Annotated in this window: 25 protein-coding genes; 13 read left to right on the top strand and 12 right to left on the bottom strand. The window is 68.2% G+C overall.

Features of this window, described 5'->3' with window-relative positions:
* The first annotated feature begins 28 nt into the window (after positions 1–28).
* Complete coding sequence (zapE, locus tag QM774_RS03735) at positions 29–1,045, top strand: cell division protein ZapE (protein WP_414974604.1); 1,017 nt, start codon at positions 29–31, stop codon at positions 1,043–1,045.
* Here the strand turns inward: zapE and QM774_RS03740 are convergent.
* From QM774_RS03740 to QM774_RS03750, 3 genes are read right to left on the bottom strand one after another with little or no spacing between them, the layout of a single operon-like run.
* Positions 1,042–1,566, bottom strand: a complete 525-nt coding sequence (locus QM774_RS03740) for a GNAT family N-acetyltransferase (protein WP_414974605.1) — start codon at positions 1,564–1,566, stop codon at positions 1,042–1,044. The two genes, zapE and QM774_RS03740, sit on opposite strands and share 4 nt — an antisense overlap.
* Positions 1,563–2,792 (bottom strand): esterase/lipase family protein, encoded by a 1,230-nt coding sequence (locus QM774_RS03745; protein WP_414974606.1) that lies wholly within the window; start codon positions 2,790–2,792, stop codon positions 1,563–1,565. The genes QM774_RS03740 and QM774_RS03745 overlap by 4 nt, the downstream gene beginning before the upstream one ends.
* A gap of 24 nt (positions 2,793–2,816) precedes the next feature.
* The gene (locus tag QM774_RS03750; protein WP_414974607.1) at positions 2,817–5,099 is read right to left on the bottom strand and encodes an excinuclease ABC subunit UvrA; all 2,283 of its coding nucleotides are present in this window, start codon (positions 5,097–5,099) and stop codon (positions 2,817–2,819) included.
* A gap of 153 nt (positions 5,100–5,252) precedes the next feature.
* Here QM774_RS03750 and QM774_RS03755 point away from each other — a divergent pair, with 153 nt between their 5' ends.
* Positions 5,253–5,855 (top strand): DUF6636 domain-containing protein, encoded by a 603-nt coding sequence (locus QM774_RS03755; protein ID WP_414974608.1) that lies wholly within the window; start codon positions 5,253–5,255, stop codon positions 5,853–5,855.
* Between the two features lie 16 nt (positions 5,856–5,871).
* Here the strand turns inward: QM774_RS03755 and QM774_RS03760 are convergent, their stop codons facing one another.
* Complete coding sequence (locus QM774_RS03760; RefSeq protein ID WP_414974609.1) at positions 5,872–7,545, bottom strand: DUF222 domain-containing protein; 1,674 nt, start codon at positions 7,543–7,545, stop codon at positions 5,872–5,874.
* A 286-nt stretch (positions 7,546–7,831) separates the two neighbouring features.
* Here QM774_RS03760 and QM774_RS03765 point away from each other — a divergent pair, with 286 nt between their 5' ends.
* The 3 genes from QM774_RS03765 to QM774_RS03775 are packed head-to-tail and all read left to right on the top strand — an operon-like array spanning position 7,832 to position 10,667.
* The gene (locus tag QM774_RS03765) at positions 7,832–8,632 is read left to right on the top strand and encodes an alpha/beta hydrolase (RefSeq protein WP_414974610.1); all 801 of its coding nucleotides are present in this window, start codon (positions 7,832–7,834) and stop codon (positions 8,630–8,632) included.
* Positions 8,629–9,606, top strand: coding sequence for an NADPH:quinone oxidoreductase family protein (locus QM774_RS03770; RefSeq protein WP_414974611.1), 978 nt, complete (start codon positions 8,629–8,631; stop codon positions 9,604–9,606). Before QM774_RS03765 ends, QM774_RS03770 begins: the two co-directional genes overlap by 4 nt.
* Positions 9,607–9,641: 35 nt before the next feature.
* Positions 9,642–10,667: a fused (3R)-hydroxyacyl-ACP dehydratase subunits HadA/HadB gene (locus QM774_RS03775; RefSeq protein WP_414974612.1), complete on the top strand. Its 1,026-nt coding sequence runs from the start codon at positions 9,642–9,644 to the stop codon at positions 10,665–10,667.
* Positions 10,668–10,680: 13 nt separating this feature from the next.
* Here the strand turns inward: QM774_RS03775 and QM774_RS03780 are convergent, their stop codons facing one another.
* On the bottom strand, positions 10,681–11,028 hold the full coding sequence (locus QM774_RS03780) for a YrdB family protein (RefSeq protein ID WP_414974613.1): 348 nt from the start codon (positions 11,026–11,028) through the stop codon (positions 10,681–10,683).
* The gene (locus QM774_RS03785) at positions 11,025–11,681 is read right to left on the bottom strand and encodes a TMEM175 family protein (protein WP_414974614.1); all 657 of its coding nucleotides are present in this window, start codon (positions 11,679–11,681) and stop codon (positions 11,025–11,027) included. Before QM774_RS03785 ends, QM774_RS03780 begins: the two co-directional genes overlap by 4 nt.
* Before the next feature lie 82 nt (positions 11,682–11,763).
* Here QM774_RS03785 and QM774_RS03790 point away from each other — a divergent pair, with 82 nt between their 5' ends.
* Together QM774_RS03790 and QM774_RS03795 are read left to right on the top strand one after the other, a co-directional pair.
* Positions 11,764–12,432: a GAP family protein gene (locus QM774_RS03790; protein ID WP_414974615.1), complete on the top strand. Its 669-nt coding sequence runs from the start codon at positions 11,764–11,766 to the stop codon at positions 12,430–12,432.
* 65 nt (positions 12,433–12,497) lie between these two features.
* Positions 12,498–12,818, top strand: coding sequence for a hypothetical protein (locus QM774_RS03795; RefSeq protein WP_414974616.1), 321 nt, complete (start codon positions 12,498–12,500; stop codon positions 12,816–12,818).
* Between the two features lie 12 nt (positions 12,819–12,830).
* Here the strand turns inward: QM774_RS03795 and QM774_RS03800 are convergent, their stop codons facing one another.
* Positions 12,831–13,193 carry a DUF488 domain-containing protein gene (locus QM774_RS03800; RefSeq protein ID WP_414974617.1) on the bottom strand — a complete coding sequence of 121 codons (363 nt, stop codon included), beginning with the start codon at positions 13,191–13,193 and terminating at the stop codon, positions 12,831–12,833.
* A 35-nt stretch (positions 13,194–13,228) separates the two neighbouring features.
* Entirely contained in the window at positions 13,229–14,623 is a 1,395-nt protein-coding gene (locus tag QM774_RS03805; protein WP_414974618.1) for a lipase family protein, read from the bottom strand.
* A gap of 88 nt (positions 14,624–14,711) precedes the next feature.
* Between QM774_RS03805 and QM774_RS03810 the strand changes: the two genes are divergently transcribed.
* The 4 genes from QM774_RS03810 to QM774_RS03825 all read left to right on the top strand — a co-directional run bounded on the left by QM774_RS03810 (position 14,712) and on the right by QM774_RS03825 (position 18,573).
* Positions 14,712–15,227, top strand: a complete 516-nt coding sequence (locus QM774_RS03810; protein ID WP_414974619.1) for a M15 family metallopeptidase — start codon at positions 14,712–14,714, stop codon at positions 15,225–15,227.
* Between the two features lie 192 nt (positions 15,228–15,419).
* Entirely contained in the window at positions 15,420–15,998 is a 579-nt protein-coding gene (locus tag QM774_RS03815) for a hypothetical protein (protein ID WP_414976582.1), read from the top strand.
* Positions 15,999–16,003: 5 nt separating this feature from the next.
* Entirely contained in the window at positions 16,004–16,996 is a 993-nt protein-coding gene (locus QM774_RS03820) for a glutathione S-transferase family protein (RefSeq protein WP_414974620.1), read from the top strand.
* Between the two features lie 107 nt (positions 16,997–17,103).
* Positions 17,104–18,573: an MFS transporter gene (locus tag QM774_RS03825; RefSeq protein WP_414976583.1), complete on the top strand. Its 1,470-nt coding sequence runs from the start codon at positions 17,104–17,106 to the stop codon at positions 18,571–18,573.
* Between the two features lie 455 nt (positions 18,574–19,028).
* Here QM774_RS03825 and QM774_RS03830 read toward each other — a convergent pair whose 3' ends face one another.
* The 4 genes from QM774_RS03830 to QM774_RS03845 are packed head-to-tail and all read right to left on the bottom strand — an operon-like array spanning position 19,029 to position 22,916.
* On the bottom strand, positions 19,029–20,261 hold the full coding sequence (locus QM774_RS03830; RefSeq protein WP_414974621.1) for a polysaccharide pyruvyl transferase family protein: 1,233 nt from the start codon (positions 20,259–20,261) through the stop codon (positions 19,029–19,031).
* Between the two features lie 3 nt (positions 20,262–20,264).
* A complete protein-coding gene (gene ppk2 / locus QM774_RS03835) occupies positions 20,265–21,092 on the bottom strand; it encodes a polyphosphate kinase 2 (protein ID WP_414974622.1) in 828 nt (275 codons plus the stop codon).
* A 26-nt stretch (positions 21,093–21,118) separates the two neighbouring features.
* Positions 21,119–22,105 (bottom strand): malate dehydrogenase, encoded by a 987-nt coding sequence (locus QM774_RS03840; protein ID WP_414974623.1) that lies wholly within the window; start codon positions 22,103–22,105, stop codon positions 21,119–21,121.
* Positions 22,106–22,121: 16 nt separating this feature from the next.
* Positions 22,122–22,916: an META domain-containing protein gene (locus QM774_RS03845; RefSeq protein WP_414974624.1), complete on the bottom strand. Its 795-nt coding sequence runs from the start codon at positions 22,914–22,916 to the stop codon at positions 22,122–22,124.
* A gap of 118 nt (positions 22,917–23,034) precedes the next feature.
* On the opposite strand from QM774_RS03845, the gene secA2 reads away from it, so the two are divergent.
* The gene (secA2, locus tag QM774_RS03850) at positions 23,035–25,329 is read left to right on the top strand and encodes an accessory Sec system translocase SecA2 (RefSeq protein WP_414974625.1); all 2,295 of its coding nucleotides are present in this window, start codon (positions 23,035–23,037) and stop codon (positions 25,327–25,329) included.
* Positions 25,326–26,003: a CDP-alcohol phosphatidyltransferase family protein gene (locus QM774_RS03855; RefSeq protein ID WP_414974626.1), complete on the top strand. Its 678-nt coding sequence runs from the start codon at positions 25,326–25,328 to the stop codon at positions 26,001–26,003. Before secA2 ends, QM774_RS03855 begins: the two co-directional genes overlap by 4 nt.
* Positions 26,004–26,016 lie beyond the last annotated feature (13 nt).

Below are 26,016 nucleotides of genomic sequence, written 5' to 3' on the forward strand. Positions count from 1 at the left end.
GTGTGACCGGTCCGGATATCCTTCGCACATGGTGGAACGACTCTCCGACCGGAATCCCGTGATCTCTCCGGACGCACTGATCGGCGAGATGGTCCCTCCGCCGACGTTCGACGACGTCAGCTTCGACACCTACATCCCGGATCCCAACGAACCGAGCCAGGCCGCCGCGGTCGCCGCCTGCCGGGACTTCGTGGAGCGGGCCTCCAAGGTGCGGTCCGGTGGCAAGAAGGGACTGTTCCGCAAAGCCGCGCCGGTGCACGGCGTCGGCCTCTACCTCGACGGCGGCTTCGGCGTCGGCAAGACGCACCTGCTGGCGTCCATCTACCACGCCATGCCCGACCCCAAGGCGTTCGCCACCTTCGGTGAGCTCACCAACCTCGTCGGCGCGCTCGGGTACACCGAGGCACTGGACCGGCTGAGCAATCACAGCGTGCTGTGCATCGACGAGTTCGAGCTCGACGATCCGGGCGACACGATGGTGGTGTCGCGTCTGCTGACCGAGCTGAGTGCCCGGGGCGTCTCGATCGTGGCGACGTCCAACACCCTGCCGGGTCAGCTGGGCGAGGGCCGCTTCGCCGCCCAGGACTTCCTGCGCGAGATCCAGAAGCTGTCGTCGATCTTCGAGACCATCCGTGTCGACGGTCCCGACTACCGGCACCGCGATCTTCCGCCCGCCCCCGAACCCGAGTCGGAGGCCGAGCTGCTGGCGACTGCGGAAAGCACCCCGGGTGCCACCCTGGACACCTTCGACGAGCTCAGCGCCAAGCTCGCCTCGCTGCACCCGTCGAAGTACAAAGCCCTGATCGACGGTGTGCAGCTGGTCTGCATCAGCGATCTGCACCCGGCCGGCGATCAGGCCGTCGCGCTGCGCCTGGTGGCGCTCGCGGACCGCCTGTACGACGCCGGCATCCCGGTGGTCGTGTCCGGCGCCAAACTCGACGAGGTCTTCACACCCGAGATGGTGGCCGGCGGCTACCGCAAGAAGTACCTTCGTGCCACGTCGCGTCTGCTGGCGCTGTCCCGCTTCGCCGAGACCGCCTCTTAGAGCGAGCGCGCCATGACGTGGTCGTGCTCGATGACCCCGTTCATGTCGAAACTCTTGTCGCCGACGATCTCGAAGCCCATCTTCCGGTAGTAGGCGACCGCACGGTCGTTCTCGTCGTTCACCCCGAGCCAGGCCGTGGTCGCGCCGTGGCGCCGGGCCGCGTCGAGAGCGGCCTCCATCAGGCGGTGGGAGACGCCGGCGCCGTGATGATCGGGCAGCACGTACATCTTGGAGATCTCGGCGACGCCGTCGGCGGGCACGACCGCCGCCACATCCGGGTCGGCGGGCAGACCGTAGACGATGAGGGTGTAGCCGATCAGGGCGTCGCCGTCACGGGCGACCAGAACGTCGTGGTCGTCGGCGGCGATCCAGGCGGCGAAGCGGTCCGGTGACAGTTCCGTCGCGATGTGCGCGGCGATGTTCTCCGGCCTGGAGTGCGGCGGACAGGCCAGCGGGAAGGTGATCGCCGCGACGTCGGCGACGGCCTCGGCCTGAGCCGGGTCGGTGAGTGTCTGGATCACCCGACCCAGTGTGCCAGCCGGTCGGCGACGCGCGGATCGTTGAGCAGGGTGAAGTGATGGGCGCGCCCGAGGTGCAGTCCGTTGGCGGGATCGAATCCGATGGTCCGGGTGGAGCTCTCGCCGGCGGCGCTCTGGTGCAGCACCAGGCCGTCGCCGATCACCCGGCTGAGCGGATTGCCGGGGTTGCGGGTGACGGTGGCCGACACGAAGTAGTGATCGATGCCCGGCAGGAGCGGAACCTCGGTGGCGAGTGCCGCGGCCAGGTCGTCGGGGTCACGCCCGGTCCAGTCCTGGTCGACGAGGGAGCCCGCCCGCAGGTCGCGGATCCCGCCGGAGCGACGGCGCAGCAGCCGGCCGAAGGCCTCGGTTTCGGGGACGGCGGCGAGGGCGGCACTGGCCCGGTGCGCCAGACCCTCCAAGGGGGCGCCGAGATGCGGCGTGCCGAGGGTGACGATGGTGCGGACCTGCGGAACCCACTGCTGCCACGCCTCGTAGCCGTGATGCACCGCGCTGCGGGCGACCAGGCCGCCCATCGAGTGCCCGATCAGGATCAGTTCGTCGACCGGCACCGGCCAGAAGCGGACGAGGTCGTCGATCAGTTCGGCGAGATCGGCGCCGTTCGTCGAGATGTGCCGCCCGGTGTTGTAGCGCAGGAAGACGTTGGTGACGCCACGCAGCGACAGCACGTGCTCATACGGCGTCGACGCACTCTGACCGAAACGCCAGGCGTGCTCGGTTTCGACCAGGCCGTGCAGGTAGAGCGCGACGCGGCCGGTGGCCTGCGGGAAGGCCTCGGCCAGCCCGTCGGAGGAGAGGTCGACGGGCTCGCCGGCGACCCGGATGGTCATGCCGTCGTCGGTGAGCGGCGAGCGGGTGGCGTCCAGTTCGTCGCCGATGAGGCCGTTGACGAAGGCGATGAGGTTCGCTCCGCCGGTGGTGGACGAGGGCGCGGACGACATTGGCAGATCGGCGAACCGGCCACCGACCCGACCGGCGGCGCGCGTCGACTCGGACACCGTGCGGTAGACGCCGTCGGCGATGATGTCGTGCGCCGCCTTCACCGGTGCGACGGCCGGACCGATGCCGCGGCGCACGACGCCGAAGATCCGGTCGGAGACGGCGCGGTGGGTGCGGTGCACGCCGTCGGTGGCTTTGCCGAGCTCGGTCAGACCGAGCTCGGAGAGTGCACGGACCTCGCGTCGGCGCACGTCGGAACTGTTCGACATGCGATTGAGTGTACAGATGTTCACTCAGCCGCGGTAGATGGCGAGAGCGCGGCCCGTCGCCGAGTCCTCCTGATCGGCCAGATCGGCCGGCGGACCCGTGAACAGCAGACGGCCACCTTCGTCGCCGGCACCGGGACCGATGTCGATGACGGTGTCGGCCAGAGCGACCACCCGCAGATTGTGTTCCACCACCACGAGGGTGGCGCCGCCGTCCACCAGATCGGCGAACAACCGGTTGAGCCGGTCGACGTCGGACGGGTGCAGGCCGGTGGTGGGCTCGTCGAGGACGATCCGCTCCTGCGACAGGTCACCGGCGCGGTGCAGGTGTCGGGCCAGGAGCAGGCGCTGCTTCTCGCCGCCGGACAGCGTGTCGACGGACTGCCCGACCGACAGATAGTCCAGTCCGGTGCGCGACAGCCAGGTCATGGCGCCGGCGATGTCGGGCCGGCCGGCGAACAGGTCGGCGGTCGCCGACGGACCCGAATCCAGCACGTCGGCGATGGTCTTTCCGCTCACGGTGACACCGAGCGCGGTCTCGTTGAAGCGGGCGCCCCCGCAGTCGTCGCAGGGGGTGGACACGTCGTCGAGGAAGGCCAGTTCGGTGGTGATGTAGCCCTTGCCGCGGCAGGTGGGGCAGGCGCCCTTCGAGTTGAAGCTGAACCAGGCGGGCGCGAGACCGGAGGCGTCGGCGAACACCTGCCGCACCGCATTGGCCACGCCCATCAGCGACAGCGCGGTGGACCGCACTCCGCCGCGCAGCGGATCCTGGCCGATCACCGTGAAGCCGGGATACTGCCGGGGGAGTTCGACGGTCGCGAGTGAACTCTTGCCGGATCCGGCGACACCGGTGACCGCGGTCAGGGTGCCGAGTGGGATGTCGACGTCGAAGCCGGTCAGATTGTGGGCGGTCGCGTTCCTGATCGTGACGTGTCCGGCGGGCTCGCGAAGACGGGCGGCGAACCGGAGGGGCTGGGAGAGGAGGCGCCCGGTGACGGTGCCGGCGTCGCGGAGCTGCGACGGGGTGCCCTCGAACTGGACGGTGCCGCCGGCTGTGCCGGCGCCCGGCCCGATGTCGATGATGTGGTCGGCCACCCGGATCACCTGCGGGTGGTGTTCGACCACCAGGATCGTGTTGCCGTCGTCGCGCAGACGCTGCAGCAGACGGTTGAGGCGTTCGACGTCGGCCGGGTGCAGGCCGGTGGACGGTTCGTCGAACACGTAGGTGGTGTCGGTGAGTGCGCTGCCGAGATGCCGGACGATCTTGACGCGCTGGGCTTCACCGCCCGACAGCGTCGACGATTCGCGGTCCAGGGTGAGGTAGCCGAGTCCGACCGACAGCAGGGAGTCCAGGGTGGCGAGGATGCCGTCGACGGCCGGCGCGACGCGGGCGTCGTCGAGGCCGGCGACCAGTTCACGCAGGTGTGAGACGGACAGCGCGTTCCAGTCGGCGATGTTACGGCCGTCGATCCGGCTGGCCCGGGCGGCGGCGTTGACGCGGGCGCCATCGCATTCGGGACACACCCCGGAGTCGGTGACGGCGTCGAGCTCGGCGGTCACCTCGGCCGACATGGTGGCGGGCCGGTTCTTGATGTAGACGTCCCGCATACGGGTGATGACGCCGTCGAACTTCGCGGTCTTCGGGAATTCCGGGTCGGGGTCGGGGAGCTTCATCTGGTCGGCGTAGAGGAACTGGTCCATCTGCTCGGGCGTGTAGTCGCGGAGCTTCATGTCACGGTCGAAGAGTCCGCAGTAGGCGAAACGCTTCCAGCGGTACACCTGGGGCCGGAACTGACTGAAGTTGACGGGGCCTTCGTTGATGGACTTGTCGAGGTCGATGAGTGTGTCGACGTCGATGTCGACGACGGTGCCGAGGCCTTCACAGCGGGGACACATGCCGGAGGGGTCGTTGAACGAGTAGGCGGGCGAATAGCCGGCGTTGGGTTCGCCGATGCGTGAGAAGACGAGGCGGATCAACGGGGCGAGGTCGGCGGCGGTGGCGACGGTGGAGCGGGCGTTGCCGGTGAAGCGCCGCTGGTCGATGAGGGCGGTGAACGTGAGTCCGGAGATCGAGTCGATGTCGGGTGCCGGGTACTGGGGCAGGCGGCTGCGGACGAACGTCGGGTAGGCGTCGTTGACGAGACGCTGCGCCTGGGCTGCGACCGTGTCGAGAACGAGCGACGACTTGCCCGAGCCGGACACTCCGGTGACGACGGTGAGCGACTTCTTCGGGATGTCGACGGAGACGTTCTTCAGGTTGTGGGTGCGGGCGCCGACCACCCGGATCATCTCGGCGTCGTCGCGCGACATCCCGGCCTCCGTTCGGTGTTCACGGTGTTCTCCCGCGACGTTAGTCGGATCTGCCGGGTACCCGGGTTCATCTCGGTCTCGATCCGGTCGCGAACTGCGCCGGGGCGGCGGCGGCGTACGTTGCGTTCCGGGTGGGGAGCGAGGAAGTGATCCATGAAGAAGTCGATCGCGGCGGCCGCTCTGCTGGCGTCGCCGATCCTGATCGCCGGCTGCGGGAACAGCGATCCGGCGGCGTCGCCGAGCACGGTGACGGTCACCGAGTCCGCGTCGCCGGCCCCCGGGGCGCCGTCGGACAGCGGTAGCGCCGGTTCGGGTGCCTCGACGGCGCCGGGTCCCCCGAAGGGTTCGCAGTTGACGAACGCGAATCCGGACGATTTCCGCTCGGACGGATATCAGGGGGATGTGGCGTTCGTGTCGCCGTCCGGCAACGTCTGGTGCCGTCTGGGTGCGGGACAGTATTCGGCGGGGTGTCAGGCGGAGAAGGCGCCGATTCCGGCGGGTGCCGACTGCCGGGGCAATGACATGAATCCGGTGGACTCGCTGACGCGGGGCTTCTATCTGGACGGCGAGAAGGTGACGCCGTCCTGCTTCAACCAGGGCGTGTTCGCATCCCCGGAACGTAAGCCGTTGCCGTACGGCTACACGATCACCGCGAACGGCTACACGTGCACGTCCCGCGAGGACGGCATGACCTGCAACACGCCGTCCGGCGAGCACGGTTTCGTCCTGTCCATGCAGGAGGCACGCTCCTGGTGAGCCGAGATCTGCCGAGTCAGTACGGTGGCGGTCCGTCATCGGCGAATGCCGTGCGAGTCGCCGGCTCGATAGTCCGCTCGTTGAGCCTCTCGAAGCGAGCCTGCCGGTTCTGGGCGCGCAGCTGCAGCCGGTAGGCGTGTTTGGCCTCCGTGCGGGTACGGGTGCGTGTGGGTTCGGCTCCTTTCGACCCTTCGACCGCGTGTCGGAGCAAGCTCCGCCACGCATGCTCAGGGCACCGCACGCTCAAGGGGCGTTGCGGTGTGCTCGAGGAGCGTTGTGGTGCAGTCCCGTTCGCTGGGTCTGTTGACCCGCTCCTTGAGCTTGTCGAAAGGAGATCCTGGGGCGGTCCATGCCGGCACGGGATCAACCCGAGGTCGGGTAGTAGCCAGGTGTTGGCTGCCCGGGTCCGGGAGACGAATCCCTCGGGAGTGGTGACTTCAGTCCAGATCTGACCGTTCGCGTCGATGACCTGATCATCGAGAAACCCGTCGGCGAAGGTTTTGATCTGGTGGTGGAACACGCACTTCGGGTTGAGATTGCACCAACACGTCGCACCACCCGCATCAGGGTTCTGGTGGTTGTATTCGGTGACGTGATCGAGCTGGCAACGGTGAGCGGGGCGTGAACAACCCGGCCAGGTGCAGGTTCCGAACAAGCCACGCACCACCGTGTCCAACAGGGCAGTAGGCCGATACGGATCCGCCGCCTGCGCAGTGTGGTCGGCCAGCGTGGTCAAGTCCAGAGGCCGCACGACGGTGCCGGGCGTCGACGCGATGTCGCGCACATGATCGGCAGAGATCGTTCCGTGGCCGTCGAGGTGCCCGGGCTTATCACCGCCCTCAAGCGTGGATCCGTCGGTGATGACGTTGACGACGATCCGGGAACCGGGACCAGTGCCGTCCCCGGTCAACAAGTCGAAGGTGGCGTCGGCGCGGCGGCGGCCACTGCTGCGGGTGTCCGTCTCGTCGGTCTTCTGGGATGCGGCGGTGATCGCGGCGTCCATGACCGCGACCCGTTCGGCGGTGTCGGTGATTTCCAGGACCGCCATCCCACTGCGGATCGGGTAACTCGCCACTCCGGCGTTCTTCTTGGCTGCTTCGCGTTCGGCGCGGGCTGCTTCGGTGTCGACGTCGGCGACGATCCGGCGTGCCAGATCGGCGACGGTGGTCACGGTGCGTATGCCGGAGGCGGTGAGTTCGTCGGCGATCCGGTGATCGATCTGCACCATCAGACCTGGGTCGATGACGGCGGTGGTTTCGAACACCACCGCAGAGAATGCTCGCGGACTCAAGACCCCGTCCCGCAACAACACTCCGGTCTGCGGCAGGCGGTGGCGTAGGGCTTCGCCCTCGGTCACCAGCTTCTCCGCCAGATACGTACTGACCGCCAAAGTGGTGGCGATACTGGTGACCAGTTTCGTACGCGGGTCGCACAGGCGGGTGAACTCGACCGAGTCCTTGGCGGTTGCTGGATCGACAGGGGCGCGTCGTTCGAGGAGGTCGGCGACCGCGTTCAGACGTCGCCACACCAGATACGACTCACCCTCACACGTCGCGACCAGTTGATTGATCGCCGCCACATCAGCGTCATGATCAGACAGGCCGTCCGGTACGGGTCCCAAACCCAGGGGTGTGAGGTCGGCATCGCGCCAGCGTTTCGGAGTACGTGACTGCTTGCGTCGTCGACTCATGTCCACACCCCCTTTTTCGTCGACTAGAACAGGTGTTCGACTACTTTCTAGTTTACGCAGGCCTACGACAATTTCCAGGCCGGCCGGGGAGGGGACTTCTCCAATCTTTCAGCCGGAACTTTGGAGGGTATTGAGGGAACCGGCCGGCCGCGAGAACTCGTATCGGTCCAGGTCGCTCGCACCCGGCGGCGACCGCGGCCAGCGGAGTCGGCGATTACCTGCCGCGTCGATCGTTCGGCCGATAGCGTCGGGGGCGAGTTCCCGCCCCACGAAAGGTCCGTATTCCATGCCCGCACAAGACGTTCTGCTCATTCATGGCACCTGGAGCAATGCGAAGGCGTGGGACGAGTTCGGGCCGGAGCTGACGGCCCGCGGCTTCACCGTCCACGCCCCCGACCTTCCGGAGCACGGAGACGCCCACGACATCGACGTGCAGGCCTGTGCGCAGAGGGTGGCGAAGCTCGGTCTGCGGGACTATGTCGACTTCTTGAAGGGGCTCGTCGAGAAGATGGACACCCCGCCGCTCATCGTGGGCCACTCGCTGGGCGGTTTGATCGCCCAACTCCTCGCGCAGGAGGTCCCCAATCGCGGACAGATCCTGATCGGTACTGCTCCGGCAGCCGGCATCTTCGCCCAGTATCCGACGACGACGAAGGTGTGGTCGCGGTACACGCTCACCTGGCTGCGCAGCAAGCCGATGTTCCCGATCTCCAAGAAGCCGTGGAACGAGTACATCGTGAACAGCCTTCCCCGGGACAAGGCCGACGAGATGTATACGCAGTTGTGCGCGGAATCGGGGACGGTCTACCGGCAGATGGCCTTCTACTTCACCGACCGTACGCATGCGGCGACGGTCCACTTCGACACGATCACCACCCCGGTCTTGCTGCTCGCCGGGGAACTCGACAAATGCTGTGTGCCGCCCATGATCAAGGCGACCGCCAAGAAGTACGGTGATCGCGCCACCTATCGGGAAGTCGCCGGATCGTGCCATCAGATGACGGTCGCACCGAACCTGCCCAAGACGATGGACTTCGTCGACGAATGGCTCGCCGCCAACCGGATCACCGCGGAGACGACGGCATGAAGGCGCAACTGCTCACCGCCGAGACCGGTCCGTCCGGCCTGGAGCTGACGGACCTCGACGACCCGGTCGCCGGGCCGGACCGCTATCTGATCGACGTGCAGGCGTGCGGCGTGTGCTTCCCGGACGTTCTGATCTCACGCGGGGAGTACCAGATGCGCCCGCCGGTGCCGTTCACACCGGGCACCGAGGTGGCCGGCGTCGTCCGGGAGGCGCCGGACGGCGGCCGCTACGCGGTCGGCGACAAGGTTCTGGTGTTCTCGGGCATCGGCGGCTTCGCCGAGAAGGTGGCGGCGGTCGAGGCTCAGCTTCTGCCGATGCCGGACCAGCTGACGTTCGCCGAGGGCGCGGCGATGGGCATCAACTTCCAGACCGCGCTGTTCGCACTCAAGCTGCGGGCGCAGACCGCGCCGGGCGAGGTCGTGGTCGTTCTGGGTGCGGCGGGTGGCGTCGGCGTGGCCGGCATCCGGGTGGCCAAGGAGATGGGCGCGACGGTCATCGCCGTCGTCCATCGCACCGGCGCCGACGACATGTTGCGTGCCGCGGGCGCCGACGAGGTGGTGCAACTGGTCGACGGCTGGGGACAGAAGGTCAAGGAGCTGTCCGACGGCGGTGCGGACGTCGTGATCGATCCGGTCGGCGGCGACGTCTTCGACGACGCGCTGCGAGTGCTGGCCCCGGACGGCCGCTATGTGGTGATCGGTTTCGCCGCCGGCGGCATCCCGACGGTCAAACTGAATCGGGTCCTGTTCCGCAACATCTCGATCGTCGGTGCCGCCTGGGGCGAATACATCCGCACGCACCCGGACGTGCCCGGGCTCCTGCACGAGGAGCTCGCCGAGATGATCGCCGACGGCATGCGGCCGCCCGTCGACGCCACCTACTCCCTGGCGGACCTCCCGCAGGCTCTCACCGATCTCGCCGACGGAAAGGTGCGCGGCAAGGCCGTCGTCCTGATCGGCGCGGGAACGGACTAGACTCGGTCCGTTACGCGAAACGGTTGGGAGAATCGATGACCACGGCGGAGGCCCCCGGGCTGCTGGAACGAGTCGGCCACTACTACAAGGCCGACTACACGTACGAAGTCGGACGCGAGAAGATCCGCGAGTACGCGCGCGCAGTGCAGGACGACAACCCCGTGCACTGGGACGAAGACGCGGCGAAGGCCGCCGGCTACAGCGGACTCGTCGCGCCGATCACGTTCACCTCCATTCCGGCGATGGCGGCCAACCAGAAGCTGATGGAGACCGTGGTCGTCGGCTACGAGACCTATGTTCAGACCGAGCAGGTATTCGAGCAGCACCGGCCGATCGTCGCCGGTGACGTCCTGCAGACCGACGTCGAGCTGTCGTCGGTGCGCCAGATCGCCGGCAAGGACATGATCACCATCACCAACACCTTCGTCGACCAGAACGGCGAGACCGTGCACACGATGCACACCACCGTCGTCGGCGTCAGCGCCGACGAGGTCGATCCGAACATCACGCCGGCCGTGCGCAAGGTGATGATGCACGACGTCGACATCCTGACCGCCGAGGAATCGGCACAGAACTACGTGAAGACCGTGCGCGAGGGGGAGGCCCCGAAGCAGTCGGAGATCGGCCGCACCCGCACGCCGAACTCGCTGAGCTTCGACGGTCTCACCAAGGGCGACGAGATCCCCGAGCACCACACGGGTCTGGCACGCGGCGACCTGGTGAACTACGCCGGCGTCTCCGGTGACGCCAACCCGATCCACTGGGACGAGGACATCGCCAAGCTGGCCGGACTGCCCGACGTCATCGCCCACGGCATGCTGACCATGGGACTCGGTGCGGGCGTCATCTCGGACTGGTCGGGCGACCCGGGCGCCGTCCAGCGCTACGCGGTGCGCCTGTCTGCCCCGGCGATCGTTCCGGCCGAGGGCGGCGACGTCGAATACGGCGGCCGCATCAAGTCCCTCGACGAGGAGACGCGCAGCGGCGTCGTGATCCTGACCGCCAAGTCCGGCGGCAAGAAGATCTTCGGCATGGCGACCCTGGAGATCCGTTTCTCCTGACGCGAGGACCGGATCAACCGCGGGCGTACGGCCCGCGGTAGGTCAGGATCAGGTTGACCGCGACCAGGGCCGCCCACACTCCGGCCAGGCCGGGGTTGCCGAGGACCACGAACGCGGCCACCACGCTGGCGCCCAGCACCGCCACCTTGGTGAGCAGCGTCAGCGTCGGATCCTGGATCCGCGCCTTCGGGGCGGCGAACAACGCCCAGAGGCCGATGGCGACGGCGACGAACAGCACGGCCAGCAGCGGCCGGGTCCACGAACCGTCGGCACCGACATGCCAGCCCCAGACGCCCAGCAGGACGAGCGCCGCGAGTTCGACGAAGAACGCGAGGACGTCGTTGGCGTTGACGTCGTTCATCCGTCCACGCCTACCGTGTCGCCGCGTGCGGCGCGCCGACGGTCCCGCAGTGCGCCGAGAGGGAATCCCAGCAACAGGATCAGCAGCGGCTCCTCGCCGCTGTCGGGCCAGACCGCGCTGACCGCCATCGCGACCGCGAGCAACCCGACACTCGTGTAGTCGATGCCCTCGGCGACGAACTCATCGCGTGACGCCCCGGGTTCGAGGAGATCGGGATGGCGCACACCCCACCAGCGCATGGCGAGCAGGATGCCCGCCGAGACGAACAGGACCGCGATGTACAGGGTGCTGGCCCAGCGCAGCGGCGACGACATCAACGCGGTGGAGAACGGCATCACGACGATCGTCAGCAGCCAGACGAAATGGAGCCGGACCAGGGTGTCGTCGTAGGTCGCGAAGTACTCGATCAACCGGTGATGGTGTCGCCACATCACCCAGATGACGGCGAAGCTGACGCCGAACGAGATGAGCGTGTCCGAGTTCGCCGCGAGGAACGACCACACGGTCTGTTCCGGCGGATGGCGATCGTCGGCCAGGTCGGTGAGCGGCAGCACCAGAAGGGTCAGGGCGATCGCCACGACCGCGTCGGTGAACGCGGTGAGTCGCTTGAGTCCCTCGCCGGTGCGCCGCTGGGCGCGGGCCTGGAGTTTCATGACGAAAGCGTAGTCCGCGCTGTTACGTTGTGGGCGTCGAGTCGCCGACGACTCGCGGTCTCGAACACGAAGGGGGAGCCGGATGAACGGCGCCATCGGAACCGTCTTGCCCTACGCCGTGGGAATCGCGATCTCTCCCGTACCGATCATCGGAGCGATCCTCCTTCTGCTGACCAGGCGCGCCCGGGTCGCCGGACCGATGTACCTGCTGGGCTGGACCCTCGGCATCCTGGCGATCGTGGTGCCGGCGGCGCTGGTGGGCTCGGCACTCCCACACGATCAGCAGGCGAACGGGGACGGATGGCTGTCGAAGGCCATGCCGCTCGTGATCGGCATCGTCTTCGCGTATCTGGCGTACCTGTCCTGGCGGTCGGTTCCGTCCAAGGGTGCGCAGACCGAACAGCCGAAGTGGATGACGGCCATCGAGTCGATGAGCCCGGGCAAAGCGCTGGTGATCGGCTTCGGCCTCGGCTTCCTGAACATCAAGGGTGCGCTGCTGGATCTCGATGCCGGGTTCTCGGTCGCCGGCCAGCCGGCCGCCACCCAGGCGGTGGCCATCACGGTCTTCACGGTCATCGGCATCTCGACGGTGGCGGTGCCGGTGATCGCCTATCTGATCGCCGGACACAGGATGGACGGGATGCTCGAGGCCGTGCACACCTGGCTCGCCAAGCACGGCACCGCCGTGGTCGCGACTCTGATGACCATGCTCGCCGCACAGAGTCTCGGTCACGGCATCGCACTGCTTTGAAACGCCGGGCGGGTCAGGCGTCGGTCACGGCGCCCTCTGTCGGAGGGGCGATGCATGATCCCGGTATGAACGAGAAACGACGGGCCTGCCGCGGCGGTCCTCGGCCGACCATCCTGCAGGCCGCGGTGAGCCTGGTCGACGCATTGACAGAGGACGGGCTCGACATGCAGGTGGGTGCGTATACGTTCGGCGTGAGTTCCTCCAGCACCGTCGATGCCGTGATCGCCGTTTACGGGGCCGCCTGTCTACCGACCCGGCCGGACATCGTCGACATCGCCGCCGCACGCCGCTCCATCGCTACCCAGCGGTTGTCCACCGAATGGCTGGCGGCCCAGATGCAGAGGTTGATCAGGCGGCGCGTGAACGTCGAACCGGAGATCCTCTGACCGCCGGAGCACTCAGCCCCCGGTGAGGATCCGGCGGAGGACCTCGGCCTCACTGAGCGCCGGATCCTTCGTCGCGGTCAGTAGCGTCAACACCCCGTCCGTCGCCAGCTCTCGCAGATGTGCGAGCCCAGCGGTCTGGTCGTCTCCGGACTCGAGTTCGGCGCGGTACCGGCGGTCGAACTCGTCGAACCGCGCCGGATCGTGCGCGTACCACCGCCGCAGTTCCGTCGACGGCGCGACCGTCTTGCACCACTCGTCGAGGGCGGCGCGCTCCTTGCTGATACCCCGCGGCCAGAGGCGGTCCACCAGGACCCGGGCCCCGTCGTCGGTGGAGGGCTCGTCGTAGATCCGCCGGATCCGCACGGGTGCGCTCATGAGATCTCCAGGATACGAGCATCCAGGCGGCACGGTCAGTGCCGGGGACACTCGCTCGTGGCCGGAATACCGCGAAGCCGAGCGTCCAGCCAGGTCAGCGCTTCCGGATAGCCGGTGACGGCCGCGATCACGTGTTCGCCGAACACCTCGCGATAGGTCGCGTTCGCTCCGAGCCGGCACTGCTCGTGGTACAGGTTCCGGGCCGCCTGGGCCGGGATCCAGAACTCCTGCGCACCGTTGTAGATGTACAGGGGAACCTCGGCCTTCTTGCCGGCCATCTTCGTGACCTTGTAGATCTGCTCAGCCGCCGGCGAATGGAACGGATCCGGATCGTTCGACATCAACTGCATCGGGAAGAACGTCTGACCGGCTAGCGCCTCCGGAATGATGCAGACGTTCTTCAGCGGTGACGTCGCCAGCCACTGGGCGAAGTGATTCGCCATCGGCAGGATCGAGGGTTGTTCGCGCGCGATCCCCAGCGTCGCGGCGTGGAACAGGCCGGTCGCGAGATTCGCGTTCATGCTGCCGACCAGCATGTGGAAGTCGGCCGGGACGCCGCCGTACGCGGCGCCCACCATCCGGCCCACGAGATCGGGGGCGTAACCGCCGAGCAGTTTCGCGGCACCGTTGCTGGCGATCGCGCCGCCGGAGTAACCGGTCATCGCGACCCGGCTCTCACCGAATCGGGCGTGATCGAGGTTGCCCGCCGCCCGGATCGAGTCGAGGATGATGTGGCCCGCCAGATTCGGCTCGGCATAGGCCATCCGGGGTCCCTGATGGTCCGGGATGATGACGGTGTAGCCGCGCGCCAGCGCCAGCTGTGTGGTGGGCGGGATCAGGTCGGTCGCCCCGGTGGTGATCCCGAAGCCGTGCGCGAGGGTGACGCCCGACGTGCAGGCGGCGCCCAGCGAATCGATCGGCAGGTTGTTGACGAGGATCGGGCGCGGTCCCGGCCCGTCCCACGCCGCCCGGGGCTCGATGACCGTCGCCGTCGCGAAGATCGGCTGGTCCAGCGCGTCGGTCGACCGGAACTTGATCAGTCGCGCGCGGGTGATCGGGGCGGTGACCACGATGCCCGCCGTGCCGGTCACATCGCGCTGGGCGATCAGGTCGCCGTTCTTCTGGCCGGCCAGCGACGCCTTCGACGGCCACCGATCGAACATCGGATCGCCCACCGGGTCGGGAAGGATCGCGTTGCGCAGCTGCAGGGTCGTCTTGTCGAAGCCGGGTGCTTGCGCACGCTGCGGAATCGGATCGACCTTCGGATACGGCGCCGGCGGGACCACCCCGTCGATGGCTTCGGGCACCTGGGGCGGCACCGCCATCATGTTGGGCGGCTCCCAGGGCGCCGCCTGAGCGGGCACCGGCGACAGCAGCAACGCCGCCACCGCGGACAGCACGACAAAGACGTATGGCTTCCCTCGACCCATGCCGCGATGGTAGTGGCGCCGGTCACAGAAATGAATGATTTCAGCGAGTGGCACAATGAGTCGCACTGTCAGAGCAGAAGGAGTACCGATGAATCTGCGTCGGAACCTGGCCGTCGTCGCCGTCGCGGCGGCCGCCGCAACCGGAACGCTGGTGGCCGCCGCGCCCGCCCACGCCGACAAGGGGCGTGCGAACCTGCTCGGCATCCCACTGGCTCCCGGCACCGCGGGACTGACCCCGCAGCTGGCCACCGCGTACACGCTCGCTGCCAACGACGCCCACGCCCAGGGTGTTCCGCTGTCGATCAACTCGGGCAAGCGCAGCGTCGCCGAGCAGCAGCAGCTCTGGCGGGAGGGCCTGGCCACCTACGGGTCGCCGCAGGAGACGCGTCGCTGGGTGCTCCCGCCCCGGGATTCGACCCATGTGAGCGGTGAAGCGATCGATGTGAAGCCTGCGCGCGGAGCGGCGTGGCTGCAGCGCAACGGCAACCGGTACGGGCTGTGCCGGCCCTTCGACAACGAATGGTGGCATTTCGAGCTGCTGACCTTCCCGGGCGGTGCCTGCCCGAAGCGCATCCCGGATGCCTCCTATCGTCCCCGCCGGTGACGACCATGACGGATTCTCCGGAACAAGTGGAGCATTCCGGGCGCGATAGGCAAGGATGGGTCCGTGCCTGACAACGATGCAGACTTCAGCTCGCCCGCCGACGCCACCGCCGCGGTGTCCGACGAGGCCGCACCGGTCACCGACGCCGTGCCCGCGTCCGCCGGAACCGTCGCCCCCGTCGCCACGGACGCCGTGGCCGGATCCGGCGACGTCGACTACCTCTCGTACGAGGAGTTCGGCCGCGCCTTCTTCGAGGTGGCGGTCACCGAGGAGCGGATCGCCGACGCCTTCGCGAACATCGCCGGTGAGGAGTTCCAGGTCGGCCCGATTCCGTCCGGTCCGGGTGGTCTGGTGAACGTGAAGGCCGACGTCAAGATCGATCAGCCGGACATCACGCGTAACGTCGGACAGCTCATCACCTTCCTGGTGAAGCTGCCGCTCAAGATCGGTCTCCTGATCGATCTGAAGCTCGACCGGCTGCGCTACGACGTCGACGGTCTGGTCACGCTGCCGCTGACCGTGCGGTGTGCCAAGCCGCTCGAGGTGCGTATCGAGGTGGAGCCGCCGTCGCCGCGGGACGTGCTGGTCGATGTGGCCTCCCGGAACATGCGGGGCGAGATCGTGCGCAACCTCGCGCAGGTCGACGCCGAGATCAAACGGGTCATCGCCAAGACGGTGGCCGAGGAGATCCGCAAGCCGGAGGTGCAGAAGGCCTGCTACATCGATGTGGCGGCGCAACTGGATGCCTCGATGGGCGGCGGGGACAAGTAGACGCCGTGGCCGAGTCCGACGGCGAGCCCGGCACCTATGTGGTGCCGGACCAGCCGTACGTCCGCGACACCCGCTACATCGAGACCCGCATCACCCGGAGCGGCGACGGGGACGACTACCCGGTCGAGCCCGGGCGCTACCGACTGGTGGTGTCCTACGCGTGCCCGTGGGCCAATCGGGCGATCATCGTGCGCCGGCTGCTCGGCTTGGAGCCGGTCCTGTCGATGGGGGTGTGCGGTCCCACCCACGACACACGTTCGTGGACGTTCGATCTCGACCCCGACGGCATCGATCCGGTGCTGGGAATTCCGCGACTGCAGGACGCCTACTTCGCTCGGGTTCCCGGCTACGAGAAGGGCATCACGGTGCCGGCCATCGTCGACGAGACGACCGGGGCGGTCGTCACGAACGACTTCGCCCAGATCACCCTGGACCTCGAGACCGAGTGGACCGACCACCACCGGCCGGGTGCCCCGGCGCTGTACCCGGACGATCTGCGTGCCGAGATCGACGCGGTGAACGCCGACGTCTACCGGGACGTCAACAACGGCGTCTACCGGTGCGGTTTCGCCGGGTCCCAGGCTGCGTACGACGCAGCCTACGACCAGCTCTTCGCCCAGCTGGACGCCCTGTCGGAGCGGCTGGCGACGCAGCGCTATCTGGTGGGCGACACGATCACCGAGGCCGATATCCGGCTGTTCACCACCCTCGCCCGATTCGACGCCGTCTACCACGGGCACTTCAAATGCAACCGCAGCAAACTCAGCGAGATGCCGGTGCTGTGGGCCTATGCCCGCGACCTGTACCAGACGCCCGGATTCGGCGACTCGGTGAACTTCGACCACATCAAGCGGCACTACTACGAGGTCCATCGCGATCTGAATCCGTCCGGCATCGTGCCCGCCGGGCCCGACCCGTCGGGATGGAGCACGCCCCACGGCCGGGAGGCGCTGGGTGGACGCCCGTTCGGGAGCGGGACGGCGCCCGCGCCACTCTGACGCCGACCCTGACCCGACCGGCGGCCGGCGGATACCGGGAACAATCCGCGCGACTCGTTCGTTGAACCTCTTCGGAGACACGAGGAGGCCGATCGGCGTTGACGAAGGTGAGAAGCCAGACGTTCGCCGCCCTCGCGGTACCCAACTTCCGCCTCTACGTCACCGGAGCCTTCGTCTCCAACATCGGCACGTGGATTCAGCGCGTCGCCCAGGACTGGCTCGTACTGTCCCTGTCCGGCGGTTCGGCCATGGCGGTCGGCATCACCACGGCTCTTCAATTCCTGCCCGCGCTGCTGCTGTCTCCGGTCGGCGGACTTCTCGCCGACCGCTTCGACAAGCGCAAACTCCTCATGGTCACGCAGTCGTGGATGGCGCTGTCGGCGCTGGGACTCGGCCTCCTGGCCGTGACCGGGACGGCCACCACCTGGCACGTCTATCTGTTCGCCTTCATCTTCGGCATCGGTTCCGCCCTGGACGCGCCCGCGCGCCAGTCGTTCGTGTCCGAGGTGGCCGGCCCCGACCACCTCACCAACGCGATCGGACTGAACAGTTCATCGTTCAACGCCGCCCGGCTGATCGGTCCGGGCGTGGCCGGACTCATCATGGCGTCGGCCGGTGCGGGATGGGCGATTCTGACCAACGCGGTCAGCTATCTCGCGTTCCTGCTGGCTTTGGCCCTGCTGCACCGCGACCAGTTGACCCCGACGGTTCCGCTGCCGAGGGCGAAAGGTCAGCTGCGCGAGGGCTTCACCTACATCCGGCGGCGCCCGGATCTGATGATCGCGCTCGGGGTGGCGTTCGCCGTCGGCACCTTCGGCATGAACTTCCAGATGACCAACGCTCTGATGGTGCGCAACCAGTTCCATCTCGGTGCCGAGGCGTACGGACTGGTCGGCTCCATCATGGGGATCGGTTCGCTGCTGGGTGCGTTGATCGCCGCCCGCCGTGCGAAGGCCCCGACCCTGCGTTTCGTGGTGGTGATGTCGGTCATCGTCGGCGCGCTCATCGCACTGTCCGGTCTCGCGCCCGGCTACGGCTGGTATGCGGCGATTCTTCCGGTGATGGGCGTGACGACGCTGCTCACGCTGACCGCGGCCAACATGTACATCCAGACCAGCGTCGATCCGCAGGTCCGCGGCCGGGTGATGGCGCTGTACATGACGGTGCTGATGGGCGGCACCCCGCTCGGGTCACCGCTGCTCGGCTGGCTCGCCGAGATCTTCGGGCCGCGCGCGCCGCTGGTGGGCGGCGGCCTGCTTCAGCTCCTCACGATCGGCATCGTGGTCGTCGCGGTACGCCGCGACGTCGCGCGATCAGGGATGCCAGCCGAAGACCAGGGCGAGAACGGAGACGACCAGCAGCGCGACGGCGGTGAGCAGAGCCCAGCCGGTGATCAGCACGATCAGCCACAGGTCGGAGAGATAGCTGGGCATGAAGGCGGCGAGGAGCGGCTCGGTCTGCCGGTTGGGCTGGACCTGCTCGGTGAACTTGGTGAGACTCCGGGTCATCTTCCACAGGTTGCTGGGACGGAAGCGGCCCCGCTTCTTGGCGACCGCGGTGAAGTCCGAGAGGTCTGAACCGGTGCGGATGTTCAGGCTCCCGGCGTATTCACGGGCCTGAGACAGCAACTCGTTGGGGTGTTCGACCGCGCGAGTGAGCGGCAGCGTCCGCCGGTGCACATAGAACGGCAGCAGCATGGCCGGCAGGCAGACCAGCACCACCAGCAGAACGCCCAGCGGCAGATGCCAGTGGAACCAGTCGTGCCACGCGCACAGCCCGACGACGAGTGCGGCGACGCCGACGAGGGCGGCGAGTACCGCCAGGGTGGCCAGCAGCAGACGCAAGGCCTTGGCCATGCGGAGCAGTGACCGGGTGAATTTGTCGACCAGCGGTGTCTTCGAGTTGCCGTCGTCGGTGACGGCGGCAGCGGTCACGGGCTCGGCAGGCGCCGGCGTCTGATCGCCGGGAGGAGTGTCGGGCATGGGGGAACCATACCGGGATCGGTGCGGAGCGTGATCAGACCGAACCGCGATCAGCGCAGACGGACGCCCGCCGGATAGAGCCGGGCGGCCAGGTCGGTCTTCGTCTTCTGCGCCGTGCGCACCGCGTCGGCGGAGAATCCGCCGGCGGTGGGGCGATCGGGAATCGTGTCGCCGTCGGCGGCGAGGGTCCAGGCGCTGCCGGCTTCGATGAGGGAGGCGTGTTTGGTGCCGTAGTAGTCGGGCTTGGGCACGATGGCGACGCCACTGTCCCCAGAGGCGGCAGCCAACAGGTGCGGGTGGAACCGGGTACTCAGCCAGGTGGCGCCGGTGCCGGTCGGCAGACCGTCGCGCCACACGTCGATGAAGGGGACGACGGTGGCGCCGGCGAGCCGATCGCCGAGCAGATCGGCCACCTTCCGGTCCGACGCGGGCATGCCTTCGACGACGGTGACGTCGTGACCCGGAACGCTCCAGGCGTCCAGGGTCGCCTCGATGAACTCGGCCAGCGCGGGCAGACCGGTCCGATCGCCGCGACGGAAGTCGTCGGTGAGATCGCCCTGAGCGCACAGGATCACCGGGTCGCTGCGGCCGGGGCGTTTGGGGCGCCGGACCCGTGGCGACAGCCAGGCGTCGTCGCCGTCGAACGACGCGCCCGGAATCTGATCGAGGAGGTCCATCGACGGGCGGTCACGGACGTCGATGACCTCGAACGCCGCGGCGTCGGTGCGCAGCCGTTCTCCCGCGAGGCCCGGCACCGGGGGTGTCAGGCCCAGACCCGTGCCGACCGCGCGTGCGCCCGTGGTGCGGGCGACTTCGGCGATCGCCGCGACCAGGGCCACCTGGTGCGGCCAGACCGCGTTGACGTAGCCGCCGCCCACCAGGTGAAGAGTCGTGGCGCGCAGCAGCAGGTCCACGCCGTGTCCCTCCATCGGTGCCGGGCCGAATCTGCTCGCGGCCCGCGCCGCCCAGTCCCACGGCTGTGCGGGATCGACGTCGGCGGGGGGCGGGTCCTGGGCCGAATACCGGGTCAGTTCCCACAGCGTGCTGACGAAGATCGCCCGGCGGTTCGCATGCCGCAGCAGCAGTGCGGCCTGTCCGGGCCGCGGACTGTCCACGACCACCGTCGCCAGCGGCCGGTGACGTGCCAGGTATGTGAGCCAGGCCTCGGCGATCAGTTCGTCGCCGTAGTTCGGGTGGCCTGCCGGAGAGACCAGATAGATCAGATCGCGGGACTCGACGGCGCGGCGGGCACGATGGCGCAGTGACGCCAGATCGACGGCCATGAATCAGTCGTCGCGGTCGCCGAGCAGGGTGGCGACGTGGTCGGGGACGAACTTCGACAGCGAGCGCGGCGGACGCACGTAGTTGCTCGACGGGAGCGGCTTCTTCGGCAGCTTCACCTCGGGATGCGGCACCGGCTGGTAGTCGATGGTGGACAGCAGGTGCGCGATCATGTTGAGCCGCGCGGCCTTCTTGTTGTCCGACTCGACGACGAACCACGGGCTCGCCGAGGTGTCGGTGTGCACCATCATCTCGTCCTTGGCGCGCGAATAGTCCTCCCAGCGGTAGACCGATTCCAGGTCCATCGGACTCAGCTTCCACTGACGGACCGGATCGTCGCGGCGGGCGCGGAACCGGCGCAACTGTTCGTCGTCGGACACCGAGAACCAGTACTTGCGCAACGCGATGCCGTCGTCGATGAGCATCTGCTCGAAGATCGGCGTCTGGCGCAGGAATCGGGTGTGCTCCTCGGGGGTGCAGAAACCCATCACCTTCTCGACACCGGCCCGGTTGTACCAGGACCGGTCGAACAGCACGATCTCGCCGGGGGCGGGCAGCTTGGCCACATAGCGCTGGTAGTACCACTGGCCGCGCTCGCGATCGGTGGGTGCCGGCAGCGCCTCGACGCGGCACACGCGCGGCGAGAGGAACTGGGTGATGCGCTTGATCGCGCCGCCCTTGCCGGCCGCATCGCGTCCCTCGAAGATCACGACGATCCGCTCGCCCGATTCGCGGACCCACTCCTGCAGGGCCACCAGCTCGGTCTGCAACCGGAACAGTTCGGCTTCGTAGGCCGCTTTCGACAGCTTCCGGGCGCGCTTCTTCTTAGCCATGGTTCAACCTTAGGTTCGGCAGCCGATCAGGAATCGAGGGCGTCGACGGCCGCGATCTCGGACTGCAGTTCGGCCACCGAGGCGTCGATCCGCTCGCGGGAGAAGTCGTTGATCTCCAGGCCGTCCACGATCGTCCAGTCGCCGTCGACCGAGCGCACCGGGAACGAGCAGACGAGGCCCTCGGGCACGCCGTACGCCCCGGGGGAGACGATGGCGGCGGACGTCCAGGAGTCGCCGTCGGTGCCCAGCACCCAGTCCCGGGTGTGTTCGATGGTCGCGTTGGCGGCCGACGCCGCCGAGGAGGCGCCGCGGGCGGCGATGATCGCCGAACCGCGCTGAGCGACGGTCGGAATGAAGTCGTCGACCAGCCAGGCACGATCGGCGGCCAGATCGGCGCCGGACACCGCGCCCGCGTACGCATGGAACACGTCCGGGTACTGCGTGGCCGAATGATTGCCCCAGATGGTGAGGCCACCGACCTGCGAGACGGGTGTCTGCGCCTTCGCCGCGAACTGGGCGACCGCGCGGTTGTGATCGAGCCGGGTGAGGGCGCTGAAGCGCTCCGCCGGGATGTCCGGGGCGTGGCGGGCGGCGATCGCGGCGTTGGTGTTGGCCGGGTTTCCGACCACGGTCACCCGCACGTCGGAGGCGGCCACCTCGTTCAGCACGGCGCCCTGCGCCGAGAAGATCGACGCGTTGGCCGACAGGAGATCCGCGCGTTCCATGCCCTCCGAGCGCGGTTTGGCCCCGATCAGCAGTGCGACGTTCACCCCGTCGAAGGCCCGGCGCGGATCATCGAACACGTCGACCTCGCCCAGCAGGCCGAACGCGCAGTCGGCGAGCTCCATGGCGGTGCCCTCGGCAGCCGACACCGCCTGCGGGAGTTCCAGGAGCCGCAGATTCACCGGTTGGTCGTCGCCCAGTATGGCGCCGGAGGCGATGCGGAAGAGCACGGCGTAGCCGATGGTTCCGGCGGCACCGGTGACGGCGACGGTGACGGGAGTCTTGGTCATGGTGGCGACCTTTCAGTCAGTTCGCCGTCAGCCGCAGACCGAGGTCCGGGCTCGCGACGTTGGTGAGCGAGAGCTGATCGCCCTCGATCGCGTACTTCACCGCGCCGGTGAGCACGGACAGGACCGCGCCCTCGACGTCGTTGATCTCCGGGGCGCAGGCCTTCACGGTGGCGACCGGTCGTCCGAAGTCGACGGTGTCGCCGGACACGGTCGCCGGACCGCCGAAGTCGTTGCAGCCGGCGAAGCCGGACGCCCGTCCGTCATCGATCGTCAGGTGCGGTGCGGCGTCGTTCAGGGCCACCGACGACTCGACGCCCTGGTTGCGGACCAGGGCGGTGACCTTCCACGTGGTGCCCTCCAGCGGCAGATCCCGGCGCGGGGCCAGACGCACGGTCCGGTCTCCGCGCGAGAGCGTGAGGACGTGGTCGTCGCCGACCGACCACTGCAGCGGTGCCGAGAACAGGTCGGCGAGCCAGGCATCGGCCTGCATCCGCTCGCCCGGGCAGGCCATCATCGTCGAGGCGAGCGGTCCCGCGGTCAGGGTGTGCCCGTCGAAGGACACACCGCCGTTGTGCCGATTGCAGCCGGCGGTGGCGCTGATCCGGTCCTTCTCCGGGAAGGACACCTCGAGGGGGCCGCCCCCGGGAATCGGGGGACCGGTCACCCCGTCGGCGCTCGCCAGGAAGGTCGTACCGGCCAGCATCGACGGATCGGCGGGGGACTGTCCGTCACTGCGAGCGCATCCGGCGACCGCGGCAGCGCCCAGCAGAACGAGGACCGAAACGGTGCGAATCGTGCGGAATGCGCTCACGCATTAAACGGTAGTGCAGTGAGACGTCCGTGAGTGGAGAGACCCGCGTACGGTAGATCACGATTCCTCCCGGGCGCGCAGCGTGCCGGGATCGAGACATGAGGAGTGGGATTCACCGGTGGGTAAGTTCTCGAATGCGATGTGGCGTGCACTGGGTGCGCAGTCGTCCCGGAACCAGACGAAGTCGGTCGCGCTGATCGACGCCTCCGCGGAGGACGACGAGTGGGCGGCCGGACTGTCCGACGCCGACTTCGCGAAGGAGGCCGCCGACCTCAAGGTCGAGACCGAGGGCGGACGGACCCGCTTCCTGGCCATGGCGCGCGAAGGCGGCAAGCGGGCGCTCGACCAGACGCCGTTCGACGTCCAGCTGCAGGGTGCGCTCCGCATGCTCGAGGGCGATGTGGTCGAGATGGCGACCGGTGAAGGCAAGACGCTCGCCGGTGCGATCGCGGCGATCGGGTACGCGCTGCAGGGCCACTCCGTGCACGTCATCTCGGTGAACGACTACCTCGCCGATCGCGACGCGAACTGGATGAAGCCGCTCTACGAGCTGTTCGGCGTCTCCGTCGGGTCGATCTCGGAGAACTCCACGCGCGCTGAGCGTCAGGCCGCGTACGGCAGCAAGGTCACGTACGGCTCGGTCAACGAGATCGGCTTCGACGTGCTGCGCGACCAGCTCGCGACCACCGCCGACGAACTGGTGTCGCCGACCCCCGACGTCGCGATCGTCGACGAGGCCGACTCGGTGCTGGTCGACGAGGCGCTGGTGCCGCTGATCCTGGCCGGCGCCACTCCGGCCGCCATCCCGAACAGCGCCATCTACGACGTCGTCGCGCATTCGAAGAAGAAGCACTACGAGGTGGACCCCGACGGCCGCAACGTCGCGCTCACCGATGAGGGCGCCGAGTTCATCGAGAAGACCCTCGGCGGGATCAACCTGTACGACGACGAGCACGTCGGCAGCACCCTGGTGGACGTCAACGTCGCCCTGTACGCCTACTACCTGCTCGAACGCGACATCGACTACATCGTCCGCGACAACGGCGTGCACCTGATCAACGCCTCGCGCGGCCGTGTCGCACGGCTGCAGCGCTGGCCGGACGGCGTCCAGGCCGCCGTCGAGTACAAGGAGGGGCTGCCGCTGACGGAGGCCGGCGAGGTGATCGACACGATCACCGTGCAGGCGCTCATCCGCCGCTACCCGCACATCGCCGGCATGACCGGCACCGCGATCGCCGCCGGTGAACAGTTCCGCCAGTTCTACGACCTGCAGGTGTCGCAGATCCCGCCGAACAAGCCGAACATCCGCATCGACGAGCCGGACAAGGTGTACGACACCAAGGCCAACAAGGTGGAGGCGGTCGTCGACTACGTCGCCAAGACCCACGAGACCGGCCAGCCGATCCTCATCGGCACGCACGACGTCGCCCAGTCCGAGGAGCTCGCCTACTTCCTGGAACGCGCCGGGGTCAGCGCGGTGGTGCTGAACGCCAAGAACGACGCCGAGGAGGCCGCGATCATCGCCGAGGCGGGCCGCAAGGATGCGGTGACCGTGTCGACGCAGATGGCCGGCCGCGGTACCGACATCCGTCTCGGCGGATCGGACGGTGACGACGCCGCCCGCCAGGAGGTCCTCGACCTCGGCGGTCTCTGCGTGGTCGGCACCGGCCGGTACGAGACCGAGCGGCTCGACAACCAGCTCCGCGGACGCGCCGGCCGACAGGGCGACCCGGGAACGTCGATCTTCTTCTCCAGCCTGGAGGATCCCCTGGTCACCAAGTACGGCGATCTCAAGCGCGAGCCGCATTCGGATTCCGCGGACGGCCTGATGGGCCCGAAGGGCGTGGAGACCGTCGAGCAGGCGCAGCGCGTCGCCGAGGGCGCCATGCTGACCCTGCACTCCAACACCTGGGCGTACAACAAGCAGGTCAACGAGCAGCGCGAGGCCATCGTGCGGCGCCGCATGCAGGTCCTCAAGACCGATGTGGCCGCCGACGAGATGAAGGAGCAGGAGCCCGAGCGCTGGGCGGAGCTGGAAGCCGACGGCGTGCCGGACGACGTCATCGGGGAGGCCGCCCGGCAGATCGTGCTGTATCACCTGGACCGGGCGTGGGCGGACCACCTCGCGTACGTGGCCGACGTGCAGGCCAGCATCCATCTGCGGGCCCTGGGGCAGCAGAGCCCCCTCGAGGAGTTCCACAAGCTGATCTTCGCCGAGTTCACCAAGATCCTCGATGAAGCGCAGCAGGCGGCACGGGAGTCGTTCCGCACGCTGCCGATCACCGCCGACGGGGTGGATCTGGATGCCGCGGACCTGCGTCGTTCGACGATGACGTGGACCTACCTGGTGCACCAGAATCAGTTCTCCGCCGGCTCGCAGGCGATGCAGGGCATCGTCGGCATCTTCCGATGACCGAGGGCGGCGCCCGGAACGAGTCCGAGGCCGCCGGGAGCACCGCACCCGATGCGATCTGGACGGTGCCGAATGCGATCAGCGTGCTGCGGCTGCTGCTGGTCCCGGTGTTCGTCTGGGTGCTGCTCGGAGCCGATTCTCCGGGCTGGGCGTTCGTGATCCTGTTCGTCTCCGGTCTGTCGGACTGGCTCGACGGCAAACTGGCCCGCTGGCTGGGACAGTCGTCGAAGCTGGGCGCGCTGCTCGATCCGGCGGCGGACCGGCTCTACATCGTCGTCATCCCGATCTGCTTCGGCCTCAAGCACTACGTGCCGTGGTGGATCATCGGCCTGATCCTGGCCCGTGAGGTCCTGTTGTTCGCGACCGCGCCGTTGCTGCGGACACGTGGCGTGCTGGCGCTGCCGACCCTGTACATCGGTAAGGCGGCGACGTTCGCGCTGATGAGCGCCTTCCCGTGGATTCTGGCCGGTCAGCTCGACGGCTGGGTCGGCACCGTCTTCTATCCGGTCGGCTGGGCGTTCCTGATCTGGGGCGTCGGCATGTACGTGTGGTCGTTGATCCTGTACTGGATCCAGACCGTGTCGGTGATGCGGCGGATGCCGCGCGTGGGCGAGGCGCCGGCGGCCGCCGAAGAGAGTCGGCCCGGCCGCCCGGGTCCGGGCGCCTCCGGATAGAGTTCTCCCCAGA

The organism is Gordonia sp. (in: high G+C Gram-positive bacteria) (genome assembly GCF_047600565.1).
Taxonomy (GTDB): domain Bacteria; phylum Actinomycetota; class Actinomycetes; order Mycobacteriales; family Mycobacteriaceae; genus Gordonia.

What these genes read in the sequence shown, in the direction of transcription:
- zapE (WP_414974604.1), top strand. Translation starts at nt 29, where the DNA reads ATGGTGGAACGACTCTCCGACCGGAATCCCGTGATCTCTCCGGACGCA.
- QM774_RS03745 (WP_414974606.1), bottom strand. Translation starts at nt 2,792, where the DNA reads ATGTCGAACAGTTCCGACGTGCGCCGACGCGAGGTCCGTGCACTCTCC.
- QM774_RS03750 (WP_414974607.1), bottom strand. Translation starts at nt 5,099, where the DNA reads ATGTCGCGCGACGACGCCGAGATGATCCGGGTGGTCGGCGCCCGCACC.
- QM774_RS03755 (WP_414974608.1), top strand. Translation starts at nt 5,253, where the DNA reads ATGAAGAAGTCGATCGCGGCGGCCGCTCTGCTGGCGTCGCCGATCCTG.
- QM774_RS03760 (WP_414974609.1), bottom strand. Translation starts at nt 7,545, where the DNA reads ATGAGTCGACGACGCAAGCAGTCACGTACTCCGAAACGCTGGCGCGAT.
- QM774_RS03765 (WP_414974610.1), top strand. Translation starts at nt 7,832, where the DNA reads ATGCCCGCACAAGACGTTCTGCTCATTCATGGCACCTGGAGCAATGCG.
- QM774_RS03770 (WP_414974611.1), top strand. Translation starts at nt 8,629, where the DNA reads ATGAAGGCGCAACTGCTCACCGCCGAGACCGGTCCGTCCGGCCTGGAG.
- QM774_RS03775 (WP_414974612.1), top strand. Translation starts at nt 9,642, where the DNA reads ATGACCACGGCGGAGGCCCCCGGGCTGCTGGAACGAGTCGGCCACTAC.
- QM774_RS03780 (WP_414974613.1), bottom strand. Translation starts at nt 11,028, where the DNA reads ATGAACGACGTCAACGCCAACGACGTCCTCGCGTTCTTCGTCGAACTC.
- QM774_RS03785 (WP_414974614.1), bottom strand. Translation starts at nt 11,681, where the DNA reads ATGAAACTCCAGGCCCGCGCCCAGCGGCGCACCGGCGAGGGACTCAAG.
- QM774_RS03790 (WP_414974615.1), top strand. Translation starts at nt 11,764, where the DNA reads ATGAACGGCGCCATCGGAACCGTCTTGCCCTACGCCGTGGGAATCGCG.
- QM774_RS03795 (WP_414974616.1), top strand. Translation starts at nt 12,498, where the DNA reads ATGAACGAGAAACGACGGGCCTGCCGCGGCGGTCCTCGGCCGACCATC.
- QM774_RS03800 (WP_414974617.1), bottom strand. Translation starts at nt 13,193, where the DNA reads ATGAGCGCACCCGTGCGGATCCGGCGGATCTACGACGAGCCCTCCACC.
- QM774_RS03805 (WP_414974618.1), bottom strand. Translation starts at nt 14,623, where the DNA reads ATGGGTCGAGGGAAGCCATACGTCTTTGTCGTGCTGTCCGCGGTGGCG.
- QM774_RS03810 (WP_414974619.1), top strand. Translation starts at nt 14,712, where the DNA reads ATGAATCTGCGTCGGAACCTGGCCGTCGTCGCCGTCGCGGCGGCCGCC.
- QM774_RS03830 (WP_414974621.1), bottom strand. Translation starts at nt 20,261, where the DNA reads ATGGCCGTCGATCTGGCGTCACTGCGCCATCGTGCCCGCCGCGCCGTC.
- ppk2 (WP_414974622.1), bottom strand. Translation starts at nt 21,092, where the DNA reads ATGGCTAAGAAGAAGCGCGCCCGGAAGCTGTCGAAAGCGGCCTACGAA.
- QM774_RS03840 (WP_414974623.1), bottom strand. Translation starts at nt 22,105, where the DNA reads ATGACCAAGACTCCCGTCACCGTCGCCGTCACCGGTGCCGCCGGAACC.
- QM774_RS03855 (WP_414974626.1), top strand. Translation starts at nt 25,326, where the DNA reads ATGACCGAGGGCGGCGCCCGGAACGAGTCCGAGGCCGCCGGGAGCACC.